The organism is Pseudoxanthomonas suwonensis J47, assembly GCF_000513955.1.
Taxonomy (GTDB): Bacteria; Pseudomonadota; Gammaproteobacteria; order Xanthomonadales; family Xanthomonadaceae; genus Pseudoxanthomonas; species Pseudoxanthomonas suwonensis_C.
Map to the genome: position 1 here is coordinate 40,858 of NZ_AZUZ01000009.1, position 22,449 is coordinate 63,306.

Below are 22,449 nucleotides of genomic sequence, written 5' to 3' on the forward strand. Positions count from 1 at the left end.
GCCTGCCTGCCCGTCGCCCCGCCGCGGCCTTTTCCGCCTGGCGCTGGTCCTGCTGGCGATGACACCGCTGGCATCGCTGCCTGCGTCCGCCGCCAGCGCCCGCTACGAACTGGACCCGGTGCACACCCGGGTGCTGTTCGCGGTGTCCCATGCCGGCTACTCGCAGGCGCTGGGCACGGTCTCCGGCAGCCAGGGCACGCTGGAATTCGATCCGGAGGACTGGAGCAGCGCGCGCCTTGAGGTGAGCGTGCCGCTGCAGCGGGTGGACCTGGGCGACGAGCACTGGAACCGCGCCACCCTCGCCCGCAACCTGCTCGACGCCGAGCGCTGGCCCGAGGCGCGCTTCGTTTCCACCCGGGTCGAACCGCTGGCCGCGGACCGCTTCATCGTGCACGGCCAGCTGACCCTGCGCGGCGTCACCCGCGAGGTGCCGCTGGAGGTGAAGCTCAATTCGCTGCGCCGGCACCCGATGCCGCCGTTCCGCCGCACCGCCGGGTTCAGCGCGCACGCGCGCCTGAGCCGCGCCGCCTTCGGCATCGACGCTTGGCCGAACGTGATCGGCGACGAGGTGGAACTGCGCATCGAGGCCGAGGCGGTACGCGCGCGCGGCGGCGGCGACGCGAGCGATGACGTCGACACCGTTCCGGAAGCGGACCCGGGCGACGATGTCGAATCCAGTCCGGGCGAGGCCATGCCGGCGCCTGCGCCACCCGGACCCGCCACCCAACCCGCCGCCCGACCCGCCGCCACCGCCACGGAACGCCAGGAGCCCGATCAACCATGAGCCTGAGGAACACCGACCGCTGGGGCGCGGTCAGCCAGCTGCTGCACTGGACCATCGCCGTGCTGATCCTGGCCATCGGCGTGGTCGGGCTGGTGATGGGCGAACTGCCGCGTTCGCCGAAGTACTTCTGGGTCTACACGATGCACAAGTCGCTGGGCATCACCGTGCTGGCGCTGGTGGTGGCGCGCATCGGCTGGCGCCTGTACGCCGGCGCGCCGGCGCCGGTGCCCGGCACGCCGCGCTGGCAACGGCAGCTGGCCGCGATCACGCACGGCGCGATCTACCTGCTGGTCCTGGCGCTGCCGCTGTCCGGCTGGCTGTACGACTCGGCCAGCGGGCTGCGTCCGTTCCGCTGGTTCGGCCTGGTCGCGATGCCCAAGCTGGTCGCCCCGGACCATGCGCTGGCCGAGACCGCCAACGACGCGCATGAACTGCTGTTCTGGACGCTGATGGCGCTGGTCGTCGCGCACGCGGCCGCGGCGCTCTACCACCATTTCGTCCAGCGCGACGCCACCCTGGCGCGGATGCTGCCGCGCGGCTGGATTTCCGTTCCCCCATCCGAGGATCCACGATGACCATCAAGCTGACTTCGCCGGCCGCCGTGGCCGCGGCACTCACCGCGATGCTGGCGACCGCGCCGGCCGTCGCCGCCGACTACGTGCAGGCGCCCGGGTCCACCCTCGCCTTCGCCAGCCGCTACGACGGCGAGCTGTTCACCGGCCGCTTCTCGCGCTTCGACACGAAGCTGAGCTTCGACCCGGCCAGCCCCGAAACCGGCACGCTCGACGTCACCATCGGCCTGGCCAGCGCCTCCACCGGCAACGACGACCGCGACACCACGCTGAAGGCCGCCGAGTTCTTCGACGTCGCCCGCTTCGCCGAGGCGCGCTACACCGCCAGCGGCTTCCGCAGGCTGGACGACGACCGCTACGCCGCCGACGGCACCCTGGAACTGCGCGGCGTGCGCAAGCCGGTCACCCTGACCTTCACCTGGAAGGACGGCGCGCAGCCGGTGCTCGAAGGCAGGGCGGTGGTGAAGCGCCTGGACTTCGGCGTGGGCGAAGGCGACTGGGCCGATACCACCACCATCCCCAACGAGGTCAACGTCAGCACGCGCGTCGTGTTGAAGCCGCGCTGAGCTCCGCGCGTTTCAGCGCATCCAGGCCAGGACCTGGCCGGCATCGAACGGCCAGTCCAGTTCGCGCCCGTCGCGGCTGTCGCGCAGCACCGGCACGCGCGTGCCGTAGGTGTCCTCGAGGGCGACGTCGCCGTCGATGAATACGCTCTCCGGCTCGGGGAAACGGATCGAGGCCAGCACCGCCAGGGCCTGGTCGCACAGGTGGCAGTCGTCGCGCTGGTAGAGGACGTAGCGGGGCATCGGGCGATCCGTGGCGGGGCCGGGGGCGCCACGGTAGCGGATCGACCGCGGCGCGTCATGCCCGTTTCAGCAGCAACCAATACAATGGCCGGCCTTCCGCAAAGAGCCGCGCGCCCTCGATGGCCGTCAGCACCTTCGACCTGTTCAAGATCGGCATCGGGCCGAGTTCCTCGCACACCGTCGGGCCGATGCGCGCCGCCGCGCGCTTCGTCGGCCACTGGCTGGTCGAGCCGGGCCGCGTCGCCGAGGTCGCGCGGGTGCGCGCCGAGGTGTTCGGCTCGCTGGCCCTGACCGGCCGCGGACACGGCACCGACAAGGCGCTGCTGCTGGGCCTGGAAGGGCACCAGCCCGATACGGTCGATCCGGACACCATCCCCGCCCTGCTCGAGCGCATCCGCAGCGAAGGCAACGTGCGCCTGGCCCCGGGCCACGCCGTCGCCTTCGACGAGAAGCGCGACCTGGTGATGAACAAGCGCCAGAAGCTGCCGTTCCACACCAACGGCATGCGCTTCACCGCCTATGACGCCGACGGCCAGGTCATCGCCACCCGCGATTACTACTCCGTCGGCGGCGGCTTCGTGGTCAACCCCGACGAGGCCGCCGAGGACCGCATCGTCCCGGACGACACCCCGCTGCCCTACCCGTTCTCCAGCGGCGAGGAACTGCTGCAGCGTTGCGCCGACAGCGGCCTGTCCATCGCCGGGGTGATGTTCGCCAACGAGCGCGCCTGGCGCAGCGAGGACGAGATCCGCAACGGCCTGCGCGCGATCTGGAACGCGATGCAGGCCTGCGTGGCCCGCGGCATCCGCGCCGACGGCACCCTGCCCGGCGGCCTGCACGTGGTCCGCCGCGCCCCGGGCCTGTACCGCGAGCTGTCCTCCAAGCCCGAGGCGGCGATGCGCGATCCGCTGACCACCCTGGACTGGGTCAACCTCTACGCCCTGGCGGTGAACGAGGAGAACGCCGCCGGCGGCCGCGTGGTCACCGCCCCGACCAACGGCGCGGCCGGGATCATCCCGTCGGTGCTGCACTATTACGACCGCTTCTGCCCCGGCTCGACCGAGCAGGGCGTGTTCGACTTCCTGCTCACCGCCGCGGCGATCGGCATCCTCTACAAGGAGAACGCCTCCATTTCCGGCGCCGAGGTCGGCTGCCAGGGCGAGGTGGGCGTGGCCTGCTCGATGGCCGCCGCCGGCCTGGCCGCGGCGCTGGGCGCCAGCCCCGGCCAGGTCGAGAACGCCGCCGAGATCGGCATGGAACACAACCTGGGCCTGACCTGCGACCCGATCGGCGGCCTGGTACAGATCCCCTGCATCGAGCGCAACGCGATGGGCGCGGTGAAGGCGATCAACGCCGTGCGCATGGCCCTGCGCGGCGACGGCCAGCACAAGGTCTCGCTGGACAAGGTGATCCGCACCATGCGCGACACCGGCCGCGACATGCAGGACAAGTACAAGGAAACCTCGCGCGGCGGCCTGGCCGTCAACGTCATCGAATGCTGAACGGGCACCACCCCCCCCACGGGTGGTGACCGCCACGAAAAACCCGTAACTTGGCCCATGGGGACAGGGGGAGTTCTCGGTTCACGTGCCAGCCGCTGCCGGTTGCCAGGAGGTCCTGCTCAGCATCGCCGCCGGCCTGCGCCGGACAAGGCTGTGGGCCTGCGCCTGCCTGCTGGCCTGGCTCGGCCCCGCCCTTCCGGCCGCCGCGCTGCAGCCGGACAAGGCCTTCGGTGACTACGTCGGCGACACCTGGGGCGTCGAGCACGGCCTGCCGCAGATCAGCGTCCTGGCCATCACCCAGGACCGCGACGGCTACCTGTGGTTCGGCTCGCAGGGCGGTCTGGCCCGCTACGACGGGGCCCGCTTCATCCGCTACGGCCAGGACGACGCACCCGAACTGGGCGGCCACGTCCTTGCGCTGCACGGCACCGGCGACGGCCGGGTCTGGATCGGCACCTCGCAGGGCCTGCTGGTCTACCGCAACGGCCGCCTGCGCAGCGTGCCGCTGCTCGATGGCGGACGCCGGCCCCAGGCCGGGTTCGCGGTGCGCTCCATCGTCGACGGCCCCGGCGGCGGCGTGCTGGTGGCCGGCCCCGGCGGCGTCTACGCCAGCACCGGCGCCGCCCTGGAACTGCGCCACCCGCTGCAGGACCCGGCGCTGGAGCTGCTGCGCGACGGCGATGGCGTGTGGGCCGGAAGCGTCGGCCAGGTATTCCACCTGGAAGGCGACTCCATGCGCGCGTATCCACTGCCGGCCGAGGCCGCGCAGGTCCACGTCTCACGATTGGCCCGCGACCGTGACGGCACGCTCTGGGCCGGCACGACCACCGGCCTGTACCGCCACGTGGGCGGCAGCTGGCAGCGCGTGGTGCGGATGGCGGTGGAGGCGCTGGCCGGCGACCGCGACGGCAACCTCTGGGCCGCCAGCCCGCAGCAGCTGCAGCGGCTGCGCGACGGCCGCGTGGTGGAAAGCATCGGCGACGTCACCGGCGCGCGGGCGATCCGCGCGATCCACGAGGACCGCGACGGCAACCTGTGGATGGGCAGCATGGTCGATGGCGCCACCCGCCTGTGGAACGGCTGGACGGCGCGCCTGGACCACGAGGAAGGCCTGCACCATCCGCTGCTGTGGTCGATCGCGCGCGGTCCCGACGGGAAGGTCTGGGTGGGCGGCAGCGACGGCGTCGAGGTCTTCGACGGCCGCCGCTTCCAAGCCCGCGTGAGCGGCGCGCGCCTGCCGCACCCGGAGGCCTACAGCCTGCTGGTCGAACGCGACCGCACCTGGATCGGCACCCGCGCCGGCGCCGCGGTGCTGGAGGGCGATCGGGTGAGCATTCCCAGGGCACTCGCGCCGCTGCGCGCGGTGCAGGTGAACGGCATCGTCCGCGACCGGGCGGGGCGGCTGTGGTTCGCCACCAGCCAGGGGCTGTACCTGCTGTGGCCGGACGGCAGCCTCAGCCGCTACGGCACCGAGCAGGGCCTGTTCGACCCGCGCGTGCGCGTGGTCCACGAGACCCGCGATGGCCGCATGCTGCTGGGCACGCACGGCGGCCTGTTCGAATGGCGCGATGGACGCATCGAAGCGCTCGGCCGGCTCACCGGGCTCGACGCCGAAGCGGCGGTCAGCGCGATCCACGAACTCGACGACGGCCGCTGGATCATCGGCAGCTACACCGGCGAGGACCTGCGCCTGTTCGATGGCCGGCGCTGGACGCGGCTCGGCCGCCCCCAGGGCATCCCGGCCAACATCGCCTTCTTCATCGCCAGCGCGGGCGAACACCTGTGGGTCGCCGGCATGCGCGGCATCTACCGCGTGCCGCTGGCGTCGCTGGCCGCGCCGCTGCGCGAACCGGTCGGCGACCTCGGCGCCGAGCTCGTCCTCAATTCCGGCGCGCGCGAGGAAGGCGGGCAGCCGGGCAAGTGCTGCAACGGCGCCGGCAACAGCCGCGGCCTGCTGCTGGACGACGTGCTGTGGCTGCCCACCCGCGAAGGCGTGGCGCTGGTCGACACCGGCTTCCAGCCGGGAAGCGGCGAACCGGCGCGCGTGCTGTTCGAACGCGTGCAGGTCGGCAACGAGTGGGTCGTGCCCGATCCGGCGCAGGAACTGGAGCTGCCGCTGGGCGTGCGCGACGTGAAGTTCGAGTTCACCCGGCCCTCGTTCCAGCCGATGCACGCGGTGCAGCTGCGCTACCGCCTGGCCGGCTACGAGCAGGAATGGCGCTCGCTGGACGCGCCGCACCTGCGCAGCGCCACCTACACCAACCTGCCGCCGGGCCACTACCGCTTCGAGGTGGTCGACGTCGGCGACCGCGGTGGCGCCGTCGCCACGGCGCAGCTGGCGCTCGCGGTACCGCCGTACTGGCACGAGGCGCGCTCGCTGCGCCTGCTGCTGCCGCTGTTCTGCGGCGCCCTCGCCTACCTGGCCTACCTCGGCATGCAGCGCCGCTACCGGCGGCAGAGCCGCAGGCTGGAGCAGCTGGTGCAGGAACGCACCCGCGACCTGCAGGTGGCCAACGCGCGCCTGGAAGCGCTGAGCTTCACCGATCCACTGACCGGGCTGCGCAACCGCCGCTACCTGTCGCGGCAGATCCCCGGCGACCTGGCCCTGCACGGCCGCGACACCGCCCCGGGCGGGGACGAGGTGGTGGTGTTCGCGCTGCTGGACCTGGACTACTTCAAGTCGATCAACGACGAGCACGGCCACGCCGCCGGCGACCGCGTGCTCGAACAGCTCGGCCGGCTGCTCACCGGCATGGTGCGCAGCGGCGACTACGTGGCGCGCTGGGGCGGCGAGGAATTCCTGCTGGTGCTGCGCCCGCAGCCGCGCGGCAGCCTGGCCCGGATCGGCGAGCGGCTGTGCGAGGACATCCGCGGGCACGCGTTCGAGCTGGACCCGGGCGAGCTGTACCGGCTGAGCGTGTCGATCGGCCTGGCCGAATATCCGCTGTTCCCGGAGGCGCCGGAACTGCTGGGCTGGGAGCAGATGGTCACCCTCGCCGACCGCGCGCTGTACCGGGCCAAGTCCGGCGGGCGCGACACCTGGGCGGCGTGCCGGCCGCGCCCCGGCGCGCACCTGCCGCCGGGCCTCGAGCGGCTGGAAGGCGATCCGTCGTGGATGCTCGAGCAGGGCCTGGTCGAGATCTGGGGCCCTGCGGTCGAGCGCAACCACGACGCGCCGGCCGGCCCGGACGACGCACCGGCCGGCTAGGCCGCAGCGATCCGCAGAACGTCGTCCAGCAGCGCCGCGGCGGTCACCTCCGCGCCGGCGCCCGGCCCCTGGATCACCAGCGGCTGCAGCGGGTAGCGGTCGCTGCTGACCGCCACCCGGTTGTCGGTACCGCCGCCACCGCACAGCGGATGCGCCGCCGGCAGCGCCTGCAGGCCGACGCTGGCACCGTCGCCATCGAAGCGGGCGACGAAGCGCAGCCGCGCACCCGTGGCACGCGCCCGCTCCAGTTCCGCGGCCAGTGGCGCATCGAGCGATGGCAGCAGGGCATCGACCTGCGTCGGTGCGGCTTCCGCCAGTTCCGGCGGCAGCAGCGAACGCACCTTCACCTGCGAAGCCTCCAGCGGCAGGCCGGCCGCGCGCGCCAGGATCAGCAGCTTGCGGCGCACGTCCTCGCCGGACAGGTCGATGCGCGGATCCGGCTCGGTATAGCCGGCAGTCGCGGCTTCGCGCACGAGCGCGGAGAAGGGACGCGAACCGTCGTAGTTCGCGAACAGCCACGCCAGCGAGCCGGAAAGCACCCCTTCGACGGCGTGGATGCGGTCGCCGCCGGCGACCAGCGCGCGCAGGCTGCCGAGCACCGGCAGGCCGGCGCCGACGGTGGCGCTGTCGCCGTAGCGCGCGCCGCTGCCGCCCTGTGCATCGTTGATGGCCTGCGAACGCGACAGCGCGGCGCCGTGGCCGAGCTTGTTCGCGGTGACCACGTGGACGCCGCGCGCGAGCCACTCGGCGTGCCAGCCGGCGACCTGGTCGCTGGCGGTGGCATCGACCACGATGTCGCCCTCGTGCAGCGCCTCGGCTTCGGCCCAGTCGGGCAGCGTGGTCTGGCGGCGCGCAGCCGCCTTCACCGTGGACAGCGCCTGCGCCAGTCCCGCCTCGCAGGTCTGCACGCCGCGCGAATTCGCCAGCCACGCCACCCGTGGCAGCGCCAGGCCGCGCGACTGCAGCGACTGGTAGCGCTCGACGAAGGCGGTGCCGACGGTGCCGGTGCCGAGCAGCGCCAGGCGCCGGGCCGGCGCGGCGCGTTCGCGGCCGGCGCGTGCGCCCGGCCGCGGCTGCGGTCGCAGCACCGCGCTCATGCGTCCACCCGTTTGCGGGCCCGCTCCACTTCCGCCTCGGCCGCGGCGCGGACGGCCGTTTCCAGCGCGGCGGCGACGTCGGCGACCAGGTCCTCGGAGGCCTCGATACCGATCGACAGGCGCAGCAGGCCGTCGGAGATGCCGGCCTTGGCCCGCGCCTCGGCGCTCATCGCCGCGTGGGTCATGGTCGCCGGATGCGCCACCAGGCTTTCCACGCCGCCGAGCGATTCGGCCAGGGTGAACCAGCGCAGCGAATCGACGAAGGCGCGCACCGCCGCCTCGCCGCCGCGCAGCTCGAAGCTCAGCATCGCGCCGAAGCCGGCCTGCTGGCGCGCGGCCAGGGCATGGCCCGGGTGCGACGGCAGGCCGGGGAAGTAGACCTGCTCCACCGCCGGATGGCCGTCGAGCAGCGCGGCGATCGCGCTGGCGTTCTCCTGGTGCACGCGCATCCGCGCATCCAGGGTGCGCAGGCCGCGCAGGGTCAGGAAGCTGTCGAACGGCGAGCCGGTCAGGCCCAGCGCGTTGGCCCACCAGACCAGCTGCTGGTGCACGTCCGGGTCGGCCGCGACCACCGCGCCGCCGACCACGTCGCTGTGGCCGTTGACGTACTTGGTGGTCGAGTGCAGCACCAGGTCGGCGCCGAACGACAGCGGCTTCTGCAGCGCCGGCGAGAGGAAGGTGTTGTCGACCACCACCAGCGCGCCGGCCCTGTGGGCGGCCTCGATCACGAAGCGCAGGTCGGTGACGCGCAGCAGCGGGTTGGACGGGGTCTCCACCAGCACCAGCTTGGGCGAACGGCCCAGCGCATCGGCCAGCGAGCGCGGATCGGTCAGGTCGGCGGTGACCAGTTCGAAGTGGCCCTTGGCCGCCAGCGCGTTGAACAGGCGCCAGCTGCCGCCGTACGCGTCATGCGGCACGACCAGGGTGTCGCCGGGCTGCAGCAGCGCGTTGAGCACCAGGGTGATCGCGCCCATGCCGGTGGCGGTGACCACGCCGCCGGCGCCGCCTTCCAGTTCGGCCAGCGCCTCGCCGAGCAGGTCGCGGGTCGGGTTGCCGCTGCGGGTGTAGTCGTACTGGCGCTTGTTGCCGAAGCCGGCGAAGCTGAAGTTGCTCGACAGCACGATCGGCGGGGTGACCGCGCCGTAGGCGGCGTCGCGGTCGATGCCGGCGCGCACGGCGGCAGTGGCGGAACGACAGGCGGGGGAGGTTTCCTGGCTCACGGGTGGGCTCCGTTGCCGCGCAGCACGGCGGCGAGAATGAGATCGATGCGATCGGTTTCCTTGAGGAAGGCGTCGTGCCCGTACGGCGAGCGCAGCACGCGCAGCTGGCCGCGGCCCTGCAGGCCCTCGACCAGGTTCACCGAGTCGGACAGCGGCACCAGGCGGTCGCCTTCCACGGCGACCACGGTCACCGGCACGCCCACCGCCGCCGGATCGACCCGGTGCAGGTCGATCGACTCGGACAGGCGCAGGTACGCGGTGACCGGGGTGCGCGCGACGTACTGCGCGCCGGCGGCGTCGAGGTAGTCCTCGGCGGCGCAGCGCACGCGGCCGTTGACGATCTCCGGCGCGCTGTCGAAGCGCTCGCCGAATTCCTCCGGCGTGCGGTAGCTGAGCATGGCGAACTGCCGCGCCAGGGCCAGGCCGGCGGCATCGGCGCACTGCAGCTGGCCCAGCGCCACCGCGCGGCGCTGCAGCGCGCGCCAGGCCGAGGCATACGGATGCGGGCGATGCGCGCCGCTGACCGCGACCAGGCGCTGCAGCCGCGCCGGGTGGCGGGCGGCGAACTGCAGGCCGACCATGGCGCCGTAGGAATAGCCGACGAAGGCCTGCAGCTTCGCGATGCCCAGCGCGTCCAGCAGCAGCGCGATCGCGTCGGCCTGGTCGGTGGTGTCGATCGGCGCGTCGAGGTGGCCGTCGGCGCCGACGTAGTCGAAGGCGACGACGCGGGTGCGGGCCGGATCCAGCGTGCGCCCGGCGGCGACCAGCGCGTCGGCCCAGCCGCGTTCGGCGAACACCGCGCTGGCCGAGACGTGGCGGTGCGCGGAAATGCCGCCGGCGACGAACACCGCCGGCGCATCGGCCGGTCCCTGCACCTCGTAGCGCAGCCGCAGCTCGCGCGTGCCGGCGTGGCGCATCGGCAGGCTTACCGCGATCTCGCCGCGCACGGCAGGCGCGACGACGTCGCCGGACAGCGGCGTGCCGGCGAAGGTCTCGGCGGTCTCTCGGGATTCGGGCTGGAAGACGGTGTTCACGAGGCTCATGGCGGGGATTCCGGGGGAAAACCGCCATCGAGCCTTCGCGGGGCCCGCGTTCGCCGTGCGCTGGCACGGTTCGAACCATCTTCCGGCAGACCGCATGGGTCCCCGCAGGATTTGGCACCTGGCTGGACGCTTTCGCGCCCGCTGGCTGCCCCGGCATCAAAGGGCCTGTCCCTCCGCCGGTCTCGATGGCCCGGCCAGACTGCCACCCGTCCGGGACGCTGTCAATCGTTTCATCTGCATGAAGCGATGAACAGCCTCTTCCCGGCCGCCCCGGTCCCTGCGGATAATCGGTTACATGCCCACCCTTCCCCGCATCCTCTGCGCTGTCCTGGCCCTGGCCGCGGCGCTTCCGGCCGCGCACGCGTCCGCTACCAGTCCGCCGGTCATCCGCGAGACCTGGATCTCCGAACCCCTGCACGCCGAGGAGATGGATTCGCTGGCGCTGTGGCGTCCGGCCAACGGCGGCAGCCCCTGGCTGCTGGCCTCGGCCAAGGAGGGGGAACGCCTGCTCGTGTTCGATGCCGAGACCGGCATCCGCATCGGCGCCTCCGGCGGCCCCGGCGAGGGGCCGGGCCAGTTCCGCCGCCCGAACGGCGTGGCGGTGGCCGGCGACCTGCTGTTCGTGGTCGAACGCGATGCGCGGCGCGTGCAGGTGCTGCAGCTGCCAAAGTTCCGCGTGCTCGGCGAGTTCGGCCGCGAGCAGCTGCAGCTGCCCTACGGCATCTGGCTGGACACCAGCGACGGCGGCGCGATCACCGCCTACGTGACCGACAGCTTCATGGAGGATTTCGCGAGCTCGCGCCTGCCACCGGTGGAGCGGCTGGCCGAGCGGGTGAAGCGCTACCGCATCGCCGTCGACGCGCAGGGCACGCTGCAGGCCGAATACGTGGATGCGTTCGGGGATACCGGCGAGGCCGGCGCGCTGCGCATGGTCGAGTCCATCGCCGGCGATCCGGCGCACGGGCGCATGCTGATCGCCGAGGAGGACCGCCGCGTCGGTTCGACGCTGCGCGAGTACTCGCTGCAGGGCCAGTACCTGGGCCGCAACCTGCCGCCGTTCGCCAGCGACGCCGAAGGCGTGGTGCTGTGGGACTGCGGTGGCGGCGCCGGCTACTGGATCGCCGCCGACCAGGTCGAGCCCACCCTGTTCCGGCTGTTCGAGCGCGACACGCTCGCGCCGGCCGGCCGCTTCACCGGGGCACGCACCGCCGGCACCGACGGCGTGGCCCTCGGCGGCCCGACGCCGCGGTTCCCGCACGGCGCGCTGTTCGCGCTGCATGCCGACGTCTCGGTGGCGGCGTTCGACCTGGGCGAAGTCGCGCGGCGGCTGAAGCTGGCGCCGGCCTGCCGCGGATGAAGGCTGGCGCGCCCAGGCGGGTGGCGACGGCGCTGGTCGCGCTGGCGCTGGCCGCACCGGTGGAGGCGGCGTCGCGCTTCTGGCCTGCACCCGGCACGAAGGAACCGCCCGCCGCGCCGGGCGCGAGCCAGCCCGCGCCCACCGGCGAAGCGGTGCGCCTGCAGCTCAGCGACCGCGGCAGCCACTACGAGGTCGCGGTGCGCAACCACGCGCCCGGTCCGATGCAGGTGCGCCTGGCCCTGGCGCGCGCCAGCAACCTGCGCGCGGTGCCGGCGCTTCCGCTCGAAGCGGTACTGCCACCCGGCGCCCAGCGGGTGCTGGCGCGGCTGTATCCGCTCGACCCGCGCCAGGAAGCGCGCTTCGACCTCGACCTGCGGCAGCTGCCCGGCGACCCGCGGGCGCGGCCGGCCGACATCGAATACCGGCTGCCGTTCGACCACCAGCAGGTGCGCGTCGACCAGGCCTTTGGCGGGCGCTTCAGCCACGCCGACGCGGAGAACCACTACGCGGTGGATTTCGCCATGCCGGAAGGCACGCCGGTGCTGGCCGCGCGCGGGGGCACGGTGCTGCAGGTGCAGGCAGGCTTCCGCGGCAATGGCCAGGACCGCGCCGACCTGCAGCGCGCGAATTACGTGCGGCTCCTGCACGACGACGGTTCGATGGCGCTGTACGCGCACCTGCAGGCGGCGTCGGTGACGACCGGCGAACGGGTCCGCCAGGGACAGCGCATCGGCCTGTCCGGCAACACCGGCTTCAGCACCGCACCGCACCTGCACTTCGCGGTCCAGGTCAACGCCGGCATGGCCCTGCGCGCGATCCCGTTCCGCATGGCCGGGCCGCAGGGCGAGCTGCAGTTCGCCCGCGAGGACGCCCCGGCGCCGCCCGCAGGGGCCGGCCTCCCCTGAATCCTTCATGCCGCAGGCCTCGGGGCACTTGACACGGGCCAAGTGTATCGATGTATTGATACACATGGATGCACACCTGCTGCACGTGAACCCGTCCTCGCCCGAGCCGATCTACCGGCAGATCGCCGAGCAGCTGCGCCGGCTGGTCAGCGCCGGCCAGTTGCGCCCGGGCGATGGCCTGCCGTCGGTGCGCGAGGTGGCGTCGGTGCACGCGATCAACCCGATGACGGTTTCGCGCGCCTACAGCCAGCTGGAAGCCGAGGGCGTGCTGGAACGCCTGCGCGGCAAGGGCATGGCGGTGGCCGCGCGCGACCAGGCGCGCGGCGCCACCACCGCCGCGCGCCTGCAGATGCTGGAACCGGCATTGCGCGAAGCCGCGCGGCAGAGCCGGGAGCTGGAACTTCCCGCCGAACGCGTGCTCGCGCGGCTGCGGCAACTGATCGAGGAGGACAACGCATGAACGCAGTGGACGCAAAGCTGGACCACGCTTCGCTCGACCTGGACACGCCGCTGGCCGCCGAAGGCCTGCACCTGGCCTACGACCGCCGCGAGGTGCTGCGCGGGGTCGACCTTGCCTTGGGCAGCGGGGAGGTGCTCGGCCTGATCGGCCGCAACGGCGCCGGCAAGAGCAGCCTGATCGGCTGCCTGCTCGGCCTGCTGCAGCCGCAGCGCGGCGGCGCGCGCGTATTCGGCGGGCCTGCGCTGCGCCTGGACGACGCGCGCAAGGCGCGGCTGGGCTACGTGCCGCAGCAGCCGCAGGCCTACGGCTGGATGCGCATCCGCGAACTGTTCCACTACCTCGGCCAGCTGTATCCGGACTGGGACCCGGCCCACGCCGCCGCCCTGCTGCGGCGCTGGGACCTGGAGCCGGACCGGGTCATCGGCAAGCTCTCCCCGGGCGAGCAGCAGCGGCTTGCGCTGGCGCGCGCGCTGGCGCAGCGCCCGGCGCTGCTGGTGCTGGACGAGCCGGCGTCGGCGCTGGATCCGGTAGCGCGCCGCGAACTGCTGCGCGGCATCGTCGAACAGGCGATCGACAGCGGCACCAGCGTGCTGTTCTCCAGCCACATCGTCAGCGACCTGGAGCGCGTGGCCTCGCGCGTGGCCTTCCTGCACGAAGGGCGGTTGCTGCTGGACCGCGCGCTCGACGAAGTGAAGGACAACATGGTCCGCGCCACCGTGCCGGCCGCGGCCGCGGCGAACCTGCCGGCGAAGCTTCCCGGCGAGCTCGCGCGTCGCCCGCTCGAAGGCGGCGGCCTGTCCCTGGTCCTGTCCAGCGCCGACGGCTGGCGCGACCTGTTGCTGGTCGACGGCGTCCGCGTGGACCGGCTCGGCCTGGAAGACCTGTTCGTGGAGGTGGCCGGATGAGCGCGATTCCCGCCCACGGCCCCGCGCGCTACCGGCGGGCCCCGGCGCTGCGCACCCTCGTCGCTGCCGGCGGCTGGAGCAACGGCCTGATCCTGTCCGGCATGGCCCTGGCCATGCTGGTGCGGCTGCTGCCGATCGACGAGGGCAAGGCCTTCGGCCTGGGGCTGAGCCTGGCCACGGTGTGCACCACCTTCTGGGCAATGCTGGCCGGTGCCCGCCTGGCCGGGACCGCGGTGCAGTCGGCGCGACTGCGGATGCCGCGCGTCGGCCGCCTCGGCCTGGCCTGGCTGGGCTGGGCGCTGCTGCTGGCGGCGCTGCTGCCGGCGGTGGTGTTCATGGACGCAGGGCGCTACGGCCTGGCCGTGGCCGCGCTGGCGTGCGGCGCCGCGCTGGGGATCTTCTGGGTGAGCATCCCGCCGTGGACGATGTGGCTGGTGATCGGCCTGGGCGTCGCCGCGCGCTGGCTGCCGTTCGAGCTGGACGGCGCCGCCCTGCGCGCGGCCGTGACGTCGGCGCCGCTGGTCGCGTGCGCCGCGCTCGCGCTGCTGGCGGCCAGTGCCCTGGGCTGGTGGCGCGAGGCCAGGCGCACCGGCAACGGCGGCGCCTGGTCGACCCCGATCGCGCTGTCCATGCTGGGCGGGATGAACTGGTCGCAGGCCTGGCAGCAGGGCCCCGGCGGGCAGGCGCCGGCCGGCGACACGCCCGTGGGCAGCAACCTGCGCCGCGAGCCGCGGCAGGCGCTGGGCATAGCGCTCGGTCCCGGCTTCGGCCGCGCCTCGCTGAAGTCGGTGCTCGCCACGCAGGGACCGATCGTGGCGGTGATCGTGCTGTGGGTGCTGCTGGGCGTCGGCGCCGAAGGCCGCGGCGCCAGCGATGTCAGCCTGAAGTTCGCGCCGCTGCTGGTGTTGAGCAGCGCCCTCGCCCCGCTGCTGCGCCTGCAGGCGCTCTACCTGCGGCCCGGGCTCGGCCTGCACGAACTGGCCCTGCTCCCCGGCCTGCCGGCGCGCGCGCCGGCGCAGTCGCTGGTGATGCTGCTGCTGCGCTGCATCCTGGCACGGATGCTGCCGTCGCTGGCGCTGCTGGCCGGGTTCGGTCTCTACGCGGGTGCGCCGGCGCCCTACTTCCAGCTGCTGGTCTGGACCAGCTTCGCCGGGGCGGCGCTGTTCGGTGGCCTGGTGCTGCTGTCGCTGCACTCGAAGGCGATGCGCGGCGTGGCGATCGTGCTGGTCGTCGCGGTCATCCTGGCGATCCTGGCGACGATGACCGTGCCGCCGGGCGCAGGCTGGCAGATGCCGGCCTGGTCGGTGGCGCTGCTGGCCGGCACCGCGTTATGGAGCCTGGGCGCGGCCCGGCTGCGCGCGCGGCCGCATCCCTGGCTGCAGAACTGAACGTGGCGGGCCGGCGCCCCGCGCGCCGGCCCGGGCCGCACCGGGGCCGGATCGGCGGGCCCGGTATAATCGCCGGCTTTCCGCCCTGCAGAGCGCCGCCAGGCGCCCGCCCCCATGTCCGAAGTCTCCACCGAAGCCGCGCGCCGGCGCACCTTCGCGATCATCTCGCACCCCGACGCCGGCAAGACCACGCTGACCGAGAAGCTGCTGCTGTTCGGCGGGGCGATCCAGATGGCCGGCTCGGTGAAGGGCCGCAAGGCCGCCCGCCACGCCACCTCCGACTGGATGGCGCTGGAGAAGGAGCGCGGCATCTCGGTGACCTCCTCGGTGATGCAGTTCCCCTACGAGGGCCGCATCGTCAACCTGCTCGACACCCCCGGCCACGCCGACTTCGGCGAGGACACCTACCGCGTGCTCACCGCGGTGGACTCGGCGCTGATGGTGATCGACGTGGCCAAGGGCGTGGAGGAACGCACGATCAAGCTGATGGAGGTGTGCCGCCTGCGCGCCACTCCGATCATGACCTTCATCAACAAGCTCGACCGCGAGGGCAAGGACCCGATCGAGCTGCTGGACGAGGTCGAGACCGTGCTGGGCATCCAGTGCGCGCCGGTGACCTGGCCGATCGGCATGGGCCAGCGCCTGAAGGGCGTGGTCCACCTGGTGACCGGCGAGGTCCACCTGTACGAGCCGGGCCGCAACTTCACCCGCCAGGATTCGACCATCTTCCCGTCGCTCGACGCGCCGGGCCTGGAGGCGAAGATCGGCGCGGAGATGCTGGCCAGCCTGCGCGAGGAGCTGGAGCTGGTGCAGGGCGCCAGCCATCCGTTCGACAAGGACGCCTACCTGCGCGGCGAGCAGACGCCGGTGTTCTTCGGTTCGGGCGTGAACAACTTCGGTGTGCAGCCGCTGCTGGACTTCTTCGTCGAGCACGCGCCGCCGCCGCAGCCGCGCGCCACCACCACCCGCGACGTGGCGCCGCAGGAGGAGAAGCTCACCGGCTTCGTGTTCAAGATCCAGGCGAACATGGACCCGCAGCACCGCGACCGGGTGGCGTTCATGCGGGTGTGCTCGGGCAGGTTCACCGCCGGCATGAAGGCCTTCCACGTGCGCAGCGGCAAGGAGCACAAGCTGGCCAATGCGCTGACCTTCATGGCCTCCGACCGCGAGATCGCGGCCGAGGCGTACCCGGGCGACGTGATCGGCATCCACAACCACGGCACGATCTCGATCGGCGACACCTTCACCGAGGGCGAGTCGCTGTCGTTCACCGGCATCCCGAACTTCGCGCCGGAACTGTTCCGCCGCGCGCGCCTGCGTGATCCGCTGAAGCTCAAGCAGCTGCAGAAGGGGCTGGCGCAGCTGTCGGAGGAAGGCGCGACGCAGTTCTTCCGCCCGCTGATGAGCAACGACCTGATCCTCGGTGCGGTCGGCGTGCTGCAGTTCGACGTGGTCGCCTACCGGCTCAAGGACGAGTACGGGGTCGATGCCAGCTTCGAGCCGGTCAGCGTGGCCACGGCGCGCTGGGTCCACTGCGACAACGCGAAGAAGCTGGAGGAGTTCCGCGAGAAGAACGCGATGAACCTGGCGATCGACGCGGCCGGCGAGCTGGTCTACCTGGCCCCGACCCGGGTCAACCTGCAGCTGGCCCAGGAACGCGCCCCGGACGTCCGTTTCTCCGCCACCCGCGAGCACGCGCACAGCCAGTCGGTGGACTGAGTCGGAACCGCATGCCCGGATGCTGTTGTTGTCGCTGACGGCGGCAACAACAGCAACGGCAACGGCAACGCCGTCAGGGTGGTCGGCTTCGGAAGGAGCCGCGGCAGCGCGGGGGTATGGCGCATCGCGCGGTTCCGCCATCCATGGCTCCAACGCGCGAACGCACGCCATCCATGGCGTGCTTGCGCCATACCCCCGCGCTACCGCGTCTTTCGGCACATCCGGGTCGTGGCTTCGTTCCTGTTCCCCTCTCCCTCCGGGAGAGGGGCAGGGGTGAGGGTCGGGATCTCGCGCGCCCCGTTTATTCCCGGCGCGGACGGCGGACCCGCGCGATGCGCCATACCTCCTTGGTGCGGCGGCCCCGTCCGAAGCGACGCTTCTGCCTGGTTCCTCCACCCGCCAGCACCCGCGCTCCCCCCATCGGGGAAACACCGGTGCACCATTCCACGCACGCTCCACGCGTATTGATGCAAGCTCACGCGCCCTGCGGTAACGTGCGCGCCATGCCGGATGCCCCGTCCCCCACACGAGACACCGCGCACCCGCTGCGCGACGAAATCGCCAATGCCCTGACCCACGGCCTCGGCGCTGCCGCTGCGCTGGCTGGCGGCGCCGTGCTGATCACCCTCGCCGCCATCTATGGCGACGGCTGGCAGCTCGCGGGTGCGATCGTGTTCGGCGTCGCCCTGCTCCTGCTCTACACCGCCTCGACCCTGTACCACGCGATCCAGCACCCGGTGGCCAAGGGCCGGCTGAAGGTGTTCGACCACTGCGCGATCTACCTCCTGATCGCCGGCACCTACACGCCCTTCACCCTGATCGGCCTGCGCGGGCCGTGGGGCTGGAGCCTGTTCGCGGCGATCTGGACCCTCGCCGTGGGCGGGGTGATCTTCAAGCTGTTCTACACCGGCCGTTTCAAGCGCCTGTCGACCGCGATCTACATCGCGATGGGCTGGCTGGTGGTGGTGGCGATGAAGCCGATGATGCAGTCGCTGGACGGCTGGACCCTGGGCTGGCTGCTCGGCGGCGGCGTGTTCTACACGCTGGGCACGTTCTTCTACCACCGCGAGTCGATCCCCTACTCGCACGCGATCTGGCACCTGTTCGTGATCGGCGGCAGCGTCTGCCACTTCGTCGCGGTCAGTGCGCACGTGCTGATGCCGAGGCTGCAGGCGGCCTGAACGGCGGCTCCGGCCGCAAAGCGCGCGTGAAACAGCGCCGCGCAATTCGCGTGGCCTCCACGGAGCGTCCCGATACTGGGACGCATGAACGCGCCCGCGCCAACAGAGCCGCGTCCACGCTGGCGCTTCCCGCGTCTCCGGCGACCCTCGCGGCGTACCGGCATTGCGCTGGGCGTCGTGGCCGCCGCGATCGCGCTCCTCGTCCTGCTATGGGACTGGAACTGGTTCAAGGGCCCGCTGCAGCGCGCGCTGTCCTCGGCCACCGGCCGCGAGTTCGTGATCGACGGCGACCTCGACGTCGACCTGGGCCGCACCATCACCGTCTCGGCCGACCGCGCGCACATTTCCAATGCGCCGTGGTCGAAACGTGCGCGGATGGGCAGCGCGGAACGGGTGGAGGTCGACATCGCGCCGTGGCCGCTGCTGGCGCTGCGCCTGCGGATGAAGGAACTGCGCGCGGTGCGGCCGGACGTGTGGCTGGAAACCGGGCCCGGGGGCAAGGGCGGCAACTGGGAATTCGGCGACGGCTCCCCCAACGAAGGCGAGCCACGCTGGCGCCTGGACCGCCTCCGGATCCAGGAAGGCCGCCTGCGCTTCATCGATGCGGCGCGCAAGACCGACATCGACGTCAGCCTCGACAGCGTCGCCCCGGAACGCGAAGGAACGGAAGCGGCTGGCGCACCGGTGGCGGTCGCCGGCAAGGGCCACTGGCGTGGCGCGCCGTTCCGCATCGAGGGCCAGGCCGCCTCGCCGCTGGAACTGGCCGATACCGACACACCCTACCGCGTCGACCTGGACGCGCGCGCCGGCGCCACCCGCGCCAGCGCTGCGGGCACCCTGACCAATCCATTCCGCTTCCAGACCTTCGACCTGCGGATGAAGCTGTCCGGGGAAGACCTGGAGGACCTGTATCCGCTGCTGGGCCTGGCGTTGCCGCCTTCGCCGCCCTACTCGCTCGACGGACGCCTGCGCCGCAACGGCGACCTGTGGCGCTACGACGGCTTCAAGGGCAAGGTCGGCGACAGCGACCTGTCCGGCGACGTGCAGATCGACGCCTCCGGCGAGCGGCCGCGCTTCAACGCGCAGCTGCTGTCGCGCCAGCTCGACTTCGACGACCTCGCCGGTTTCCTCGGCGCCCCGCCGTCCACCGGTGGCGACGAGACCGCCAATGCCCGGCAGAAGGCCGAGGCCGCCAGACGCGCGGCCAGCGGGCGGCTGCTGCCGGACACCCCCTACGACCTGGCCAAGCTCAACGCGATGGATGCCGACGTGCGCTGGCGCGCGCAGAAGATCCACGCGCCGAAACTGCCGATGATCGAGGACATGGACGCGCGCCTGCTGCTGGAAGCCGGCCGGCTGCGCCTGGAGCCGCTCAACTTCGGCGTGGCCGGCGGCGACGTGCGCGCGGACATCCGCATGGACGCGCGGCGCGCGCCGATCGACACGCAGGCGAAGATCGGCGTACGCGGGGTCGAACTGCCGAAGCTGCTGGCCAAGGCCGAGCTGGCCCGTGGCGCGGTCGGCCGGATCGGCGGCGACATCGCCCTGCACGGGCGCGGCAATTCGGTGGCGGCGATCCTCGGCAGCGCCGACGGCGACGTCGCCCTCGGCATGGGCCGCGGCCGGATCAGCAACCTGGTGATGGAGTTCGCCGGCCTGGATATCGCCGAATCGCTGAAGTTCCTGCTCACCGAGGACCGCCAGGTGCCGATCCGCTGCGCCTTCGCCGACTTCGGGGTGAAGGACGGGCTGATGACCTCGCGCGCGCTGGCCTTCGACAGCACCGACACGATCATCGTCGGCGAAGGCACGGTGAACCTGGACGACGAAACCTTCGACCTGCTGCTGCGCCCGCGGCCGAAGGACCGCAGCATCCTCACCCTGCGCTCGCCGCTGCGCGTGGGCGGCACGTTCCGGGATCCGTCGTTCCGGCCGGACATGGCCGCGCTGGGCCTGCGCGGCGCGATCGCCCTGGCGCTGGGCAGCATCACCCCGCCGGCGGCGCTGCTGGCGACCTTCGAGACCGGCCCCGGCGAAGACAGCGACTGCGGCGGCCAGTACGCGCGCTAGGCGGCTACGAGGCGATGTAGCGCTGCAGCTGTTCCAGCTCCATCTGCTGGTCGGCGATCACCGCCTTGACCAGGTCGCCGATGGAGATCACCCCGATCACGCGGCCCTGCTCCACTACCGGCAGGTGGCGGATGCGGCGTTCGGTCATCAGCTGCATGCACGCCGGCACCGGCGTATCCGGGGTCACGGTGACGACCTGGCTGGTCATGATCGCGCTGGCCGGCGTGTCGGCCGAGGAACGTCCCTGCAGCACGACCTTGCGGGCGTAGTCGCGTTCGGAAAGGATCCCGGCGAGCATTTCCCCGCGCAGCACCAGCACGGCGCCGATCGACTTCTCGGCCATCAGCCGGATCGCTTCCACCACCGGCGCCTCCGGCGCCACCGCGTAGACCTCAGCCGGCTTCTCCGCCAGCAATTGACGTACCGTGCGCATGTGCGCCTCCGTCAGCGGGTTCCTGCGCCGAGGATACTCCCGTGGCCGGCTGCCAGGTGTCGACGAGGTACAGCGGGCGCTGCTTGGCTTCGTCGTACAGCCGCCCCAGGTATTCGCCGATCAGGCCCAGCGCGATCAGCTGCACGCCGCCGAGGAACAGGATCACCACCATCATGGTCGGCCAGCCGGCCACCCGGTCGCCCCACAGCAGGGTCTTCGCCACCACGCCCACGCCGGCGGCGAAGGCGCCCAGCGCGGTGAACAGGCCGACGTAGGTCGCCACCCGCAGCGGCGCGGTGGAGAAGCTGGTGATGCCTTCCAGGGCGAAGTTCCACAGCCGCCACAGCCCGAACTTGCTGCGCCCGGCCAGGCGCGGCCCGCGCCGGTACGGCAGGGCGATGCGGCGGAAGCCGATCCAGCCGAACAGGCCCTTCATGAAGCGATGCCGTTCGCGCAGCTGGCGCAGCGCGGCCAGCGCGCGCGGGGACAGCAGCCGGTAGTCGCCGGTGTCGGCCGGCACCGGCGTATGCGAGAGGCGGCCGATCAGGCGGTAGAAGGCCGCGGCGGCGCCGCGCCGCACCCAGCCTTCGCCTTCACGGGCGATGCGGGTGCCATAGACGTCGTCCCAGCCCTCGCGCCAGCGCGCGATGAACTGCGGGATCAGCTCGGGCGGGTCCTGGCCGTCGGCGTCGAGGATCATCGCCGCGCCGCCTTCGACCTGGTCCAGGCCGGCGGTCAGCGCCGCCTCCTTGCCGAAGTTGCGCGACAGCCGCAGCAGGGCCACGCGCGGGTCGGCCGCGGCGATCCGCCGCAGCACCTCCCAGGTGGCGTCGCGGCTGCCGTCGTCGACGTACAGCACGCGGCCGTCCAGGCCTTGCACCGAATCCAGCGCCGCGCGGATGCGCGGGTGCAGCAGCGGCAGGGCCTCGGCCTCATTGCAGGCGGCCACCACCACGGTCAGGCGGTCGCGGGCGCTGTCGTCGGGAACGGCGGGCGTCGGCCCGGAGGCGGTTTCGGCCATGCTCAGTCCAGCTGCTCCAGGTAGTGCCTGCCGCCCAGCTGGCGCATCTGCCGCTGGATCCAGGCCGCGCGCCGCTGCACGTAGGGTCCCGGCCGGGTGGCACTGTAGCGCCGCGGTGCCGGCAGCACCGCCGCAAGCCGCGCGGCGTGCGCCGCATCCAGGCTGCTGGCGTCCTTGCCCCAGAAGCTGCGCGCGGCGGCCTGCGCGCCGTACACGCCGTCGCCGAACTCGGCGATGTTCACGTGCATCTCCAGGATCCGCTGCTTCGGCCACATCAGTTCGACCAGCACGGTGTACCAGGCCTCCAGGCCCTTGCGGACCCAGCTGCGGCCCTGCCAGAGGAACAGGTTCTTGGCCACCTGCTGGCTGATCGTGCTGGCGCCGCGCACGCGCCGGCCGCGGCGGTTGTTGTCGATCGCCTTTTCGATCGCGTCCATGTCGAAGCCATGGTGGCGGGCGAAGTTCTGGTCCTCCGCGGCGATCACCGCCAGCGGCAGGTGCGGGGAAATCTCCTCCAGGTCCCGCCAGTCGTAGGCGACGCGGAAGTCCCAGTCGCCCTGCGACCAGGCCTCGAACTGGCGCGCCACCATGAAGGCCGAGGTGGGCGGGTCGATGAAGCGCAGCACCGCCACCTGGAGCGCGGTCACGGCCACGAAGAGCAGCGGCAGCCACAGCGCCCACCGCAGCCACCGCCAAAGACGCCTGCCGCGCTTGCCGCTTCCGCTGGCGATGGCCGCCCCCTGTCTGTCGATGCCCGGGGGAATGATAATGCGCCAAC

General features: G+C 72.5%; 20 protein-coding genes and 1 riboswitch. Of the genes, 13 read left to right on the forward strand and 7 right to left on the reverse strand.

Annotated features, from left to right (window positions below):
- Nucleotides 1-58: 58 nt before the first annotated feature.
- Genes M503_RS15540 through M503_RS0102825 form a run of 3 tightly spaced genes read left to right on the forward strand, consistent with a single transcriptional unit; the run spans nt 59 to nt 1,922 of the window.
- Nucleotides 59-784, forward strand: coding sequence for a YceI family protein (locus M503_RS15540; RefSeq protein ID WP_081720922.1), 726 nt, complete (start codon nt 59-61; stop codon nt 782-784).
- On the forward strand, nt 781-1,359 hold the full coding sequence (locus tag M503_RS0102820) for a cytochrome b (protein WP_028919097.1): 579 nt from the start codon (nt 781-783) through the stop codon (nt 1,357-1,359). Before M503_RS15540 ends, M503_RS0102820 begins: the two co-directional genes overlap by 4 nt.
- Nucleotides 1,356-1,922 carry a YceI family protein gene (locus tag M503_RS0102825; RefSeq protein WP_028919098.1) on the forward strand — a complete coding sequence of 189 codons (567 nt, stop codon included), beginning with the start codon at nt 1,356-1,358 and terminating at the stop codon, nt 1,920-1,922. The genes M503_RS0102820 and M503_RS0102825 overlap by 4 nt, the downstream gene beginning before the upstream one ends.
- A 12-nt stretch (nt 1,923-1,934) precedes the next feature.
- On the opposite strand, the gene M503_RS0102830 is transcribed toward M503_RS0102825, so the two are convergent.
- Nucleotides 1,935-2,162, reverse strand: a complete 228-nt coding sequence (locus M503_RS0102830; RefSeq protein WP_028919099.1) for a glutaredoxin family protein — start codon at nt 2,160-2,162, stop codon at nt 1,935-1,937.
- 119 nt (nt 2,163-2,281) lie between these two features.
- Here M503_RS0102830 and M503_RS0102835 point away from each other — a divergent pair, with 119 nt between their 5' ends.
- Together M503_RS0102835 and M503_RS15545 are read left to right on the forward strand one after the other, a co-directional pair.
- On the forward strand, nt 2,282-3,664 hold the full coding sequence (locus tag M503_RS0102835; protein WP_028919100.1) for an L-serine ammonia-lyase: 1,383 nt from the start codon (nt 2,282-2,284) through the stop codon (nt 3,662-3,664).
- Between the two features lie 85 nt (nt 3,665-3,749).
- A complete protein-coding gene (locus M503_RS15545; RefSeq protein ID WP_051414158.1) occupies nt 3,750-6,872 on the forward strand; it encodes a ligand-binding sensor domain-containing diguanylate cyclase in 3,123 nt (1,040 codons plus the stop codon).
- Here the strand turns inward: M503_RS15545 and M503_RS0102845 are convergent.
- Genes M503_RS0102845 through metX form a run of 3 tightly spaced genes read right to left on the reverse strand, consistent with a single transcriptional unit; the run spans nt 6,869 to nt 10,232 of the window.
- A complete protein-coding gene (locus tag M503_RS0102845; protein ID WP_028919101.1) occupies nt 6,869-7,969 on the reverse strand; it encodes a homoserine dehydrogenase in 1,101 nt (366 codons plus the stop codon). The two genes, M503_RS15545 and M503_RS0102845, sit on opposite strands and share 4 nt — an antisense overlap.
- Entirely contained in the window at nt 7,966-9,189 is a 1,224-nt protein-coding gene (locus M503_RS0102850; protein ID WP_028919102.1) for an O-succinylhomoserine (thiol)-lyase, read from the reverse strand. The genes M503_RS0102845 and M503_RS0102850 overlap by 4 nt, the downstream gene beginning before the upstream one ends.
- A complete protein-coding gene (metX, locus tag M503_RS0102855) occupies nt 9,186-10,232 on the reverse strand; it encodes a homoserine O-succinyltransferase MetX (protein ID WP_028919103.1) in 1,047 nt (348 codons plus the stop codon). Before metX ends, M503_RS0102850 begins: the two co-directional genes overlap by 4 nt.
- A 72-nt stretch (nt 10,233-10,304) precedes the next feature.
- Nucleotides 10,305-10,424, reverse strand: a riboswitch (SAM riboswitch).
- A 103-nt stretch (nt 10,425-10,527) separates the two neighbouring features.
- Here metX and M503_RS15550 point away from each other — a divergent pair.
- The 8 genes from M503_RS15550 to M503_RS0102895 all read left to right on the forward strand — a co-directional run bounded on the left by M503_RS15550 (nt 10,528) and on the right by M503_RS0102895 (nt 20,217).
- Nucleotides 10,528-11,589, forward strand: a complete 1,062-nt coding sequence (locus M503_RS15550) for a hypothetical protein (protein ID WP_051414160.1) — start codon at nt 10,528-10,530, stop codon at nt 11,587-11,589.
- Nucleotides 11,586-12,494: a M23 family metallopeptidase gene (locus tag M503_RS0102865; protein ID WP_051414162.1), complete on the forward strand. Its 909-nt coding sequence runs from the start codon at nt 11,586-11,588 to the stop codon at nt 12,492-12,494. Before M503_RS15550 ends, M503_RS0102865 begins: the two co-directional genes overlap by 4 nt.
- Before the next feature lie 64 nt (nt 12,495-12,558).
- Nucleotides 12,559-12,954 (forward strand): GntR family transcriptional regulator, encoded by a 396-nt coding sequence (locus tag M503_RS0102870; protein WP_028919105.1) that lies wholly within the window; start codon nt 12,559-12,561, stop codon nt 12,952-12,954.
- Complete coding sequence (locus M503_RS0102875) at nt 12,951-13,859, forward strand: ABC transporter ATP-binding protein (RefSeq protein ID WP_028919106.1); 909 nt, start codon at nt 12,951-12,953, stop codon at nt 13,857-13,859. The genes M503_RS0102870 and M503_RS0102875 overlap by 4 nt, the downstream gene beginning before the upstream one ends.
- Nucleotides 13,856-15,247 (forward strand): hypothetical protein, encoded by a 1,392-nt coding sequence (locus tag M503_RS0102880; protein ID WP_028919107.1) that lies wholly within the window; start codon nt 13,856-13,858, stop codon nt 15,245-15,247. The genes M503_RS0102875 and M503_RS0102880 overlap by 4 nt, the downstream gene beginning before the upstream one ends.
- A gap of 114 nt (nt 15,248-15,361) precedes the next feature.
- Nucleotides 15,362-16,966: a peptide chain release factor 3 gene (locus M503_RS0102885; protein ID WP_028919108.1), complete on the forward strand. Its 1,605-nt coding sequence runs from the start codon at nt 15,362-15,364 to the stop codon at nt 16,964-16,966.
- Between the two features lie 503 nt (nt 16,967-17,469).
- Nucleotides 17,470-18,147: a PAQR family membrane homeostasis protein TrhA gene (gene trhA, locus M503_RS0102890; protein WP_051414164.1), complete on the forward strand. Its 678-nt coding sequence runs from the start codon at nt 17,470-17,472 to the stop codon at nt 18,145-18,147.
- An 84-nt stretch (nt 18,148-18,231) separates the two neighbouring features.
- Nucleotides 18,232-20,217, forward strand: a complete 1,986-nt coding sequence (locus M503_RS0102895; protein WP_028919110.1) for an AsmA family protein — start codon at nt 18,232-18,234, stop codon at nt 20,215-20,217.
- A gap of 4 nt (nt 20,218-20,221) precedes the next feature.
- Here the strand turns inward: M503_RS0102895 and M503_RS0102900 are convergent, their stop codons facing one another.
- Genes M503_RS0102900 through mtgA form a run of 3 tightly spaced genes read right to left on the reverse strand, consistent with a single transcriptional unit; the run spans nt 20,222 to nt 22,402 of the window.
- Nucleotides 20,222-20,650 (reverse strand): CBS domain-containing protein, encoded by a 429-nt coding sequence (locus tag M503_RS0102900; RefSeq protein ID WP_024869028.1) that lies wholly within the window; start codon nt 20,648-20,650, stop codon nt 20,222-20,224.
- Entirely contained in the window at nt 20,610-21,671 is a 1,062-nt protein-coding gene (locus M503_RS0102905) for a glycosyltransferase family 2 protein (protein ID WP_051414166.1), read from the reverse strand. The genes M503_RS0102900 and M503_RS0102905 overlap by 41 nt, the downstream gene beginning before the upstream one ends.
- A 2-nt stretch (nt 21,672-21,673) precedes the next feature.
- Nucleotides 21,674-22,402, reverse strand: coding sequence for a monofunctional biosynthetic peptidoglycan transglycosylase (gene mtgA / locus M503_RS0102910; protein ID WP_028919161.1), 729 nt, complete (start codon nt 22,400-22,402; stop codon nt 21,674-21,676).
- Nucleotides 22,403-22,449 lie beyond the last annotated feature (47 nt).

What these genes read in the sequence shown, in the direction of transcription:
- M503_RS15540 (WP_081720922.1), top strand. Translation starts at nt 59, where the DNA reads ATGACACCGCTGGCATCGCTGCCTGCGTCCGCCGCCAGCGCCCGCTAC.
- M503_RS0102820 (WP_028919097.1), top strand. Translation starts at nt 781, where the DNA reads ATGAGCCTGAGGAACACCGACCGCTGGGGCGCGGTCAGCCAGCTGCTG.
- M503_RS0102825 (WP_028919098.1), top strand. Translation starts at nt 1,356, where the DNA reads ATGACCATCAAGCTGACTTCGCCGGCCGCCGTGGCCGCGGCACTCACC.
- M503_RS0102830 (WP_028919099.1), bottom strand. Translation starts at nt 2,162, where the DNA reads ATGCCCCGCTACGTCCTCTACCAGCGCGACGACTGCCACCTGTGCGAC.
- M503_RS0102835 (WP_028919100.1), top strand. Translation starts at nt 2,282, where the DNA reads ATGGCCGTCAGCACCTTCGACCTGTTCAAGATCGGCATCGGGCCGAGT.
- M503_RS0102845 (WP_028919101.1), bottom strand. Translation starts at nt 7,969, where the DNA reads ATGAGCGCGGTGCTGCGACCGCAGCCGCGGCCGGGCGCACGCGCCGGC.
- metX (WP_028919103.1), bottom strand. Translation starts at nt 10,232, where the DNA reads ATGAGCCTCGTGAACACCGTCTTCCAGCCCGAATCCCGAGAGACCGCC.
- M503_RS15550 (WP_051414160.1), top strand. Translation starts at nt 10,528, where the DNA reads ATGCCCACCCTTCCCCGCATCCTCTGCGCTGTCCTGGCCCTGGCCGCG.
- M503_RS0102865 (WP_051414162.1), top strand. Translation starts at nt 11,586, where the DNA reads ATGAAGGCTGGCGCGCCCAGGCGGGTGGCGACGGCGCTGGTCGCGCTG.
- M503_RS0102870 (WP_028919105.1), top strand. Translation starts at nt 12,559, where the DNA reads ATGGATGCACACCTGCTGCACGTGAACCCGTCCTCGCCCGAGCCGATC.
- M503_RS0102875 (WP_028919106.1), top strand. Translation starts at nt 12,951, where the DNA reads ATGAACGCAGTGGACGCAAAGCTGGACCACGCTTCGCTCGACCTGGAC.
- M503_RS0102880 (WP_028919107.1), top strand. Translation starts at nt 13,856, where the DNA reads ATGAGCGCGATTCCCGCCCACGGCCCCGCGCGCTACCGGCGGGCCCCG.
- M503_RS0102885 (WP_028919108.1), top strand. Translation starts at nt 15,362, where the DNA reads ATGTCCGAAGTCTCCACCGAAGCCGCGCGCCGGCGCACCTTCGCGATC.
- trhA (WP_051414164.1), top strand. Translation starts at nt 17,470, where the DNA reads ATGCCGGATGCCCCGTCCCCCACACGAGACACCGCGCACCCGCTGCGC.
- M503_RS0102895 (WP_028919110.1), top strand. Translation starts at nt 18,232, where the DNA reads ATGAACGCGCCCGCGCCAACAGAGCCGCGTCCACGCTGGCGCTTCCCG.
- M503_RS0102900 (WP_024869028.1), bottom strand. Translation starts at nt 20,650, where the DNA reads ATGCGCACGGTACGTCAATTGCTGGCGGAGAAGCCGGCTGAGGTCTAC.
- M503_RS0102905 (WP_051414166.1), bottom strand. Translation starts at nt 21,671, where the DNA reads ATGGCCGAAACCGCCTCCGGGCCGACGCCCGCCGTTCCCGACGACAGC.